Here is a 7,511-nt window from a genome sequence, read left to right as displayed (position 1 = left end):
CTCTAAACTGCAATACGGAGGCACGACCAACCACCACACTTCTAGTACTAGCGAAGAGCAAGAAGAGCAGTTTTATAGCCTTGATTATAATAATCTTAATGATGATCAAACTCAAATCTTAGGAGATGAAAAAGATGAAGGATATATCTGATATTGCCTAGTAACTAAATACAAAATTTTCTAAAGAGTAAGATTATAGATCTATAATCTTACCCCTTTTTATTTAATAACCTCTTTAGCTCTCTTTTCAAAAGCTATAATCATTTTGTCGGTTGCTTTGGTAAAATAAGTGCCAATTAATTTATCCAGTATTACAGATTTCATTTTAAAATCAATAAAGAATCTTAATTCAGTTCCTGCCGTGCATGGAACAAATTGCCAAGTACTTTTTAAATATTCAAAAGGTCCTGAAATAGCTACCGTATTAATCAAATATATTCCATCATCTGTTATTTCGCTTGTAACTCGTGAGTTATATTTTTCTGAAAAGCCTTTTAACTGAATTACTAACTCAGCAATGATCTCATATTTATCTTCTGAAATAACTCTAGAAGCAGAACACCAAGGCAAGAATTTAGGATAAGATTTTACGTCCCAGACCAAATCAAACAATTCTTGCGGTTTATAGAGTAAAATTTTTGTTTGCTGGAAAAAAGCCATCAGAAGTCAGTTACTTTACCTTTATGCTGCCAATCACCGTATCTTGTCGGTTCTAAGCCTTTAACGCCACCGATTTCTTTTTCTTTTGGCAATTTTTCTTCTTCTGATATATTATCTTTTTTATTATCCATAATTAACACTCCTGCGAAGTGAAGAGTTGATATACGAAGATCAACTTGGAAAAGAGCAAGGAGGCTGTAAGCCGAGGAGCGGAGCGTATAATAAACGTTCAGCATCCGAGGACTTATAAAGACATTGTCGCCAATTTTTCAAGTTCATCGAGTATATATGAAGTATAACCGTATCTATATTAATAGTCATTTAGCTGAAAATAGCAAGATAGAATTAGCAAATGATCATGTGCATTATGTTAAAACGGTGCTACGTCTTAAAGTAAATGATAGCTTGCGTATCTTTAACGGTACGGATGGAGAATTTTTAGCACAAATTACCGATATAGGTAAGCATAACCTATCGGTTAGGCTTAAAGAACAGTTAAAAAAGCCATATACAGAATCTGCGTTAACTCTTGCTGCTGTTATAATAAAGCAAGATAAATTAATGCTTGCAATAAATATGGCTACGCAACTCGGTATAACTAAAATTATTCCCTTAATTACTGGGCGGTGTCAATTTAGAACGATAAATATCGAACGTTTAACGAAATGTGTTATTGAGGCAACAGAGCAATCAGAACGTCTTACTCCCCCGATAATTGAAAAAGCTATCACAATACAAGATTACCTTAAAGAGAATAATAATTTGATGTTATATGCTAATGAACATGAACAAGAAGAAAATTCTATATTACGCATTTTATCATCACTTAGTAATAGTGATATAACTATTATTATAGGACCGGAGGGAGGCTTTACTAATGATGAGCTGGAACTTCTTGCCTCATATAAGAATACAAAATCTGTAAGTTTAGGAAATAATATATTACGTGCTGAAACAGCAGCAATAACTGCTATAGCACAAGTTAGGTTGTTAAGTCGTCATTGTCGCTAGGTATTGCCCGCATGAATACCTGAGTCGTCATTGCGAGGAGATGCGTAGCAGAGAGCGGAGGCAATCTCAGGAATTTGGCATGAGATTACCACGTCGCTTTGCTCCTCGCAATGACGAAAAGAGAGAGTTACCTCACCTTTTCTATTCCGGGTTTACAAAATAGCTTACCTAAACAAAGGAAAGAATATACACCACAAAAGCCTATAATTATATAAAGTATTGTAACAATAATTGGAAATGAGCCAAATAAAAGTGTGACTAAATTAAAATTAAATAATCCGACTAAGCCCCAATTTACAGCACCTATAGAAGATAATAAATGTATAGTAGTAATAAGCGGATTATTAGAAGTATTTATTAGCATATAAAACCTTTTGTTAATTAGTATACTACGAATAAATGAATGGTAGTTATACGAAGATCAACTTCAAAAAGAGCAAGGAGTTCACAAGGCGAGGAGTGGAGCGTATACTTAATACGTGAGCACCGCAGAACTTGTAGAATAACGTAGCCAATTTTTGAAGTTCATCGAGTATATAAAATAATCATTTCTCATTTTGAGCTATATGTCTACTAAATTTTATAATTCTATAATTTATTATTCCTTCTTAAAAGTTTGATATATTACAGGTATAACAAAAATTGTAAATATAGTACCGATGCTTAATCCTCCAACTATTACAAAGCCTATAGAATTACGAGCAGCAGCACCGGCTCCATCTGCAAAGACTAGAGGTAAAGCTCCCACTACAGCAGCAAGGGTAGTCATTAGAATTGGACGCAAGCGAAGTTTTGAGGATTCTATTATAGCTTCTTGAACCTTTACTCCTTTTTCTCTTAGCTGATTAGCAAATTCTACTATCATAATAGAATTCTTAGTAATTAATCCAATTAAAGTAATAAGTCCTATATTACTATACATATTAAGGCTATTACCGGCAAGCCAGAGAGCAAGTACACCGCCGGTTATTGAGAAAGGTACGGCGAGTAATATTAATAAAGGGTCAGTAAAGCTTTCAAATTGAGCTGCAAGCACTAAATAGATAAATACAAGAGCGAATACAAATGTTATAAGCATATTACTGTCTGCCTCTCTCATTTGTTTAATTTCGCCGATATATTCAATTATAGTATTACTAGGGTCGAGTAACTGAGCGGCTATTTTATTGATTTCATTAATTGCATCATTAATTTTTCCATCAGGAGCAAGATCGGAAGAAATAGTAACGGATTTTGAATTATTATAATGACTATATGATTTCACTGATATTTTTTCTGTAATATTGGCTATTGATTCCAGCGGTAACATATTATTATTTTTTGCCCTGATTAAAATTTTACTAAAATCGCTAATATCTTTTCGATCTTTTTGATTAAATCGTAATATAACGTCATATAAATCATTACCCATTCTAAAATCCCCGATTTGTTGACCTGCAAGTAAATATTGCACCGTTTTGCCTATATTTGCTAAATCCATTCCGTATAAATAAGCCTTATCACGGTTGACTTCTATACTTATAGTCGGCATTGCCGATTGTAAATTTCTATTGACGTTTAAGAAAATAGGATTTGTTTTCATTATATCAATAAATTGTTGTGATATTTTATCTAAATCATTATATTCAAGGTTCGTTTGAATAGTAAACTCGATAGGGCTACTTGCATTCCCGCTAACCATTGAACGTGGATCCATAGCGAAAATCGACATGCCCGGTATTCCGGAAAACTGCTTATTTAACATATTCTTAATAGTTTCTTGGGAACGAGAGCGCTCACCCCAATCTTTTAACGGAATGAATCCAAAAACATTATCACTACCGCCTGCACCTATTACCATCAGATAACCTAATATATCTTTATAATTAGCAAGGATTTTTTCGGCTTCTTTCACTACTTTAGTAGAGGATTCTAAACTAGAACCTTCGGGTCCTTTAAGAGAAATTTGTAAAAATCCGTCATCTTCTTGGGGTGCGAAAATTTTTTGAGTAAATTTAAAACTAATAATCAGCACTATAAAAGATGATGCAATAATGATGATAAATTTCTTTTTATTGTCAAAAGTTAGCTTTAGATAGTAAATATATTTATTTTGAATAAATTGTAGAATGTCGTTAAACTTTACTAAGAATTTCGGTAAGTCCGTATTATGTTTTGTAACCATACGACTCGACATCATAGGAGTTAAAGTTAAAGCAACAAATCCTGAGAACAAAACACAAAATGCTAAAGTCCAAGCAAATTCAATAAATAATTTCCCGATAAAACCCTCTATAAAACCGACGGGTAAAAATACGGCAGCAAGCGTAATAGTCATAGCAATGATTGCAAAGCCGATTTCTTTAGAAGCAAGTAAAGCTGCTTCCATGGGTTTATGCCCCATTTCATTATATCTAAAAATGTTTTCAAGCATAACTATCGCATCATCGACGACTAAACCTATAGCAAGTATCATAGCAAGGAGCGTAAATATATTAATAGAAAATCCAAAAGCATACATTACGCTAAAAGTACCGATCAATGATACCGGAATCGTCACAAATGGAATTAAGGTAATTTTAGCAGAAGCAAGAAATAAATAAGTGACTAAAACTACTAATATTAAAGCTTCAAAAATTGTTTGAAATACCGCATAAATTGATGCTTTTACAGGTGTTGCTCCATCATATGCGATACCCATACTTATTCCTTTGGGCATGGATTCTTTAATTCTTTCTAGCTCTTTAGTTACTTCATTTGATAAATCTATGACATTAGCTTTTGATTCTTTTATAAGACCAAGAGCAATGGAGCTTTTGCCGTTATATCTGAACAGTATGTCCTCATCGGGAGAAGTTAAAGATATTTTCGCTATATCTCGTAATTTTGTGATACCTCCGTTTTGTACTTTTAGAATAATATTACCGAATTCTTCCGGTGTAGATAAAGAACCTTCAAGGGTGACTATAAAATTATTACTTTTTGTTTTAATCGTACCTGCGGGATAATCTTTATTTTGCTCTTTTATTGCAGATTCAATCTCCAATAAAGAAATTTTATGTTGATATAATTTTTTGGAGTCAGGTTCTATTCTCATTATATATTCCCGACCGCCGTAAATTTGTGATTGTCCTACACTTTCAAGTTTATCTAAAGGTGTTTGTAGATTATCTTCAACGATCTTTGTTAATTCTAAATCGCTATATTGATCACTTTCAACACTTATGAAGAGGCTTGGGAAACTATCGGCGTCAAGTTTTGCAACCGACGGAGCTTTCATATCTTGCGGAAACATATAAGTGATATCGGATATTTTAGAACGAACATCGTTTAATGCTACTTCAATATCGGTAGATAATAAAAATGATAAAGTAATACTACTTTCGCCTGTAGAACTTTGAGAAGTTATATAATCTAAATTTTTAACCGTCTTTAAAGCTTTTTCTATACGCGTCGTTATTTCTTTTTCCATATATAAAGCATCGGCACCTTCATAATGAGCTTCGACATTTATAATGGGAACTGAAATATCCGGAGTTCCTCTAATTTGTAGTTTGGTAAAAAAAATTGCTCCAAGAGCTACGATAACCAAACTCAAAACCGTGGCAAAGACAGGGCGTTTAATACAAATTTCAGACAATAACATTGGATTTAATATATTTTTCTTTAAAAATTCTATTCTAAATTAATGTGAATAGCGAATTATTACATAAATCTGCTATTCGGTTAAGAATATTCTATATAAAAGGTGAAAGATGGTTTCCAACTTATTATATAAATTAAGTATATATTGTTTTTATTAAAAAACTTATAATTTTTTACAAAAGTAGAAATTAGCTTTTGTAATTTACTATTGACAATAAATTAGGGTTTTAATGATAAATTTTCACTTTAATGACTTGATTAAGATAGTTTTAACAGTATAACTGATGTAAAATGGCTACATTTTTCTATAAATTAATATAATAACGTATATATTTAAACTTTGTAAATAACTGGCATTTGCAGTATGTGGGTAGTTTGTTATAATTAACTCACATAAAAAAAATATATTGATGTATATTATTGCCAGTTGTATATATTGTTTTATAAAAAAACATCAATACATATTAACCCATTAAAGGAGAGTTGATTTTATTATGAGTACACATAACAAAAAAGAACCAAAAAAAATGAATAAAACCAAATTTATAGCATTTATGACCGACCATGGTCATAATCATAAACATGCTTCACATAAAACATTAACAAAAGCTGATGCTGAGAAAGCACTTAATTTAGTTCTTGATAGTGTGATTAGTGCCATAAAGAGTCACCATAATATTAATATAACAGGTTTCGGTTCATTTGAAATACATCATAGAAAAGCACGTGAGGGTCGTAACCCAAAAACCGGAGCAAAAATGAAAATAGATGCTTACAATCAACCTACTTTTAGAGCTGGAAGAAAAATGAAAGAAGCTTGTAATTAATTAATAAATAATGTGACGTTGATCAAAATCGTCATTGCGAGGAGCGAAGCGACGTGACAATCTCATGAAATAGTAACAAACTCCTGAGATTGCTTCGTCAATTGCTATGCAATTTTCTCGCAATGACGAGAAACCACGCATAAACCACTTATGATAATTGAACGCCTAGAGTTTAACTTAAAACATAATAAGCTATATAATAGTTGGCTTATCGAAGCCGAAAATATAAAGCAATCTTTAAAAGATATAGAAGATTTTATATATAGTAAGCTTTTTAAGAATAGCATTCCTCTTGAAAATAATCCTGATTATCATTTCATCGCTAGGGAAACCTCAACTACATCTAATGCTAAAAATATTTCTATTGAACAAATAAGAAAATTACAAGATTTCTTAAGTAAAACTGCTGCAATTTCAGGTTATAAAGTTGCCGTAATTTATGCGGCTGATCTTATGAATTTAAATGCGGCGAATTCATGCTTAAAAATTCTTGAAGATGCACCAAAGAATAGTTACATTTTTTTAATTACTTCAAGAGCTGCAAGTATTATATCTACAATTAGATCAAGATGCTTTAAAATTAATGTTAGCTCATCTCAACCTCATTCTATAAATGAATTATATCTTCAATTTATTCAGCCGATAGCAAATAATGAAACGTTAGATTTTATTAATCGTTTTACTACTAAAGACCGAGAATTATGGCTAGATTTTATTGATAATTTATTATTATTATTGAATAGAATTCTTAAAAAATCTGCTAACGTCAATATTGAGCTTCTAGATTTAGAAAATAAGATTTTTGATAAACTGCCAAATAAGCATCCTTCCTATTTACTACAAAAATTTACCGACATAAAAAAGCTAATATATAATACCGTTGATTATGATTTAGACTTAAAAACAAGTTATATATTAGTGGTGAATGAGTTTTTTAGTAATTAACACGATATCACTACGTTCTTTTCCACGTTATCCATAAAAGGCGTTATTGCATGGACAGGTAAAACCCGTTGTGTCACCCCGTGGCTTGACCTATAGTACCGGACAGTTTTTGAAAAGACCCCGATGTCCTCCTCGCGAAAGCGGGGATCCAGAATAAAAAATCTTAATTCTAAAGATTTTTTATTATATCGCTTTTCTCAAATAAAGCTTTAAAAAAGCTTTATTTGACTGGGTTCCCGCCTACGCAGGAACGACATAGAATAGAAATTATCCGGTACTATTGGCTTGACCACTAGGTCCATAAAAACAACCTGAAATACTAATAATTTTAGTATTTTTAATTGGATCCCACTACAAGCTAGCTAGGATGACAACGGAAAATCGATCCATGCAACAACGCCTACATAAAACAACAAAAGGTCGTGCCTCCGTATTGCAGTTTAG

General features: G+C 32.0%; 7 protein-coding genes. 3 read left to right on the top strand and 4 right to left on the bottom strand.

Annotation, left to right across the window (positions count from 1 at the left end):
- Positions 1 to 219 precede the first annotated feature (219 nt).
- Both KYQ89_RS05475 and KYQ89_RS08390 read right to left on the bottom strand, forming a co-directional pair.
- Positions 220 to 660 (bottom strand): type II toxin-antitoxin system RatA family toxin, encoded by a 441-nt coding sequence (locus tag KYQ89_RS05475; RefSeq protein ID WP_218460743.1) that lies wholly within the window; start codon positions 658 to 660, stop codon positions 220 to 222.
- Positions 660 to 896 (bottom strand): DUF1674 domain-containing protein, encoded by a 237-nt coding sequence (locus KYQ89_RS08390; protein WP_410528050.1) that lies wholly within the window; start codon positions 894 to 896, stop codon positions 660 to 662. Before KYQ89_RS08390 ends, KYQ89_RS05475 begins: the two co-directional genes overlap by 1 nt.
- 52 nt (positions 897 to 948) lie before the next feature.
- Here KYQ89_RS08390 and KYQ89_RS05460 point away from each other — a divergent pair, with 52 nt between their 5' ends.
- Positions 949 to 1,671, top strand: coding sequence for a 16S rRNA (uracil(1498)-N(3))-methyltransferase (locus KYQ89_RS05460; RefSeq protein WP_218460741.1), 723 nt, complete (start codon positions 949 to 951; stop codon positions 1,669 to 1,671).
- Between the two features lie 127 nt (positions 1,672 to 1,798).
- On the opposite strand, the gene KYQ89_RS05455 is transcribed toward KYQ89_RS05460, so the two are convergent.
- Positions 1,799 to 2,035, bottom strand: a complete 237-nt coding sequence (locus KYQ89_RS05455; protein WP_218460740.1) for a DUF378 domain-containing protein — start codon at positions 2,033 to 2,035, stop codon at positions 1,799 to 1,801.
- Positions 2,036 to 2,269: 234 nt separating this feature from the next.
- The gene (locus KYQ89_RS05450; protein ID WP_218460739.1) at positions 2,270 to 5,296 is read right to left on the bottom strand and encodes an efflux RND transporter permease subunit; all 3,027 of its coding nucleotides are present in this window, start codon (positions 5,294 to 5,296) and stop codon (positions 2,270 to 2,272) included.
- Between the two features lie 493 nt (positions 5,297 to 5,789).
- Between KYQ89_RS05450 and KYQ89_RS05445 the strand changes: the two genes are divergently transcribed.
- A complete protein-coding gene (locus KYQ89_RS05445; protein ID WP_218460738.1) occupies positions 5,790 to 6,122 on the top strand; it encodes an HU family DNA-binding protein in 333 nt (110 codons plus the stop codon).
- A 150-nt stretch (positions 6,123 to 6,272) separates the two neighbouring features.
- On the top strand, positions 6,273 to 7,067 hold the full coding sequence (locus KYQ89_RS05440; RefSeq protein WP_218460737.1) for a DNA polymerase III subunit delta': 795 nt from the start codon (positions 6,273 to 6,275) through the stop codon (positions 7,065 to 7,067).
- Positions 7,068 to 7,511: the final 444 nt, after the last annotated feature.

Origin of the sequence: Rickettsia sp. TH2014, assembly GCF_019249195.1 — a bacterium.
In the GTDB taxonomy this organism is placed as follows: domain Bacteria; phylum Pseudomonadota; class Alphaproteobacteria; order Rickettsiales; family Rickettsiaceae; genus Rickettsia; species Rickettsia felis.
The sequence above is the reverse complement of the archived record's forward strand: the minus strand, read 5'-3'. Positions and strand labels throughout refer to the sequence as shown.

Coding starts and splice junctions, on each gene's coding strand:
- KYQ89_RS05450 (WP_218460739.1), bottom strand. CDS start 5,296: ATGTTATTGTCTGAAATTTGTATTAAACGCCCTGTCTTTGCCACGGTT.
- KYQ89_RS08390 (WP_410528050.1), bottom strand. CDS start 896: ATGCTGAACGTTTATTATACGCTCCGCTCCTCGGCTTACAGCCTCCTT.
- KYQ89_RS05475 (WP_218460743.1), bottom strand. CDS start 660: ATGGCTTTTTTCCAGCAAACAAAAATTTTACTCTATAAACCGCAAGAA.
- KYQ89_RS05455 (WP_218460740.1), bottom strand. CDS start 2,035: ATGCTAATAAATACTTCTAATAATCCGCTTATTACTACTATACATTTA.
- KYQ89_RS05445 (WP_218460738.1), top strand. CDS start 5,790: ATGAGTACACATAACAAAAAAGAACCAAAAAAAATGAATAAAACCAAA.
- KYQ89_RS05460 (WP_218460741.1), top strand. CDS start 949: ATGAAGTATAACCGTATCTATATTAATAGTCATTTAGCTGAAAATAGC.
- KYQ89_RS05440 (WP_218460737.1), top strand. CDS start 6,273: ATGATAATTGAACGCCTAGAGTTTAACTTAAAACATAATAAGCTATAT.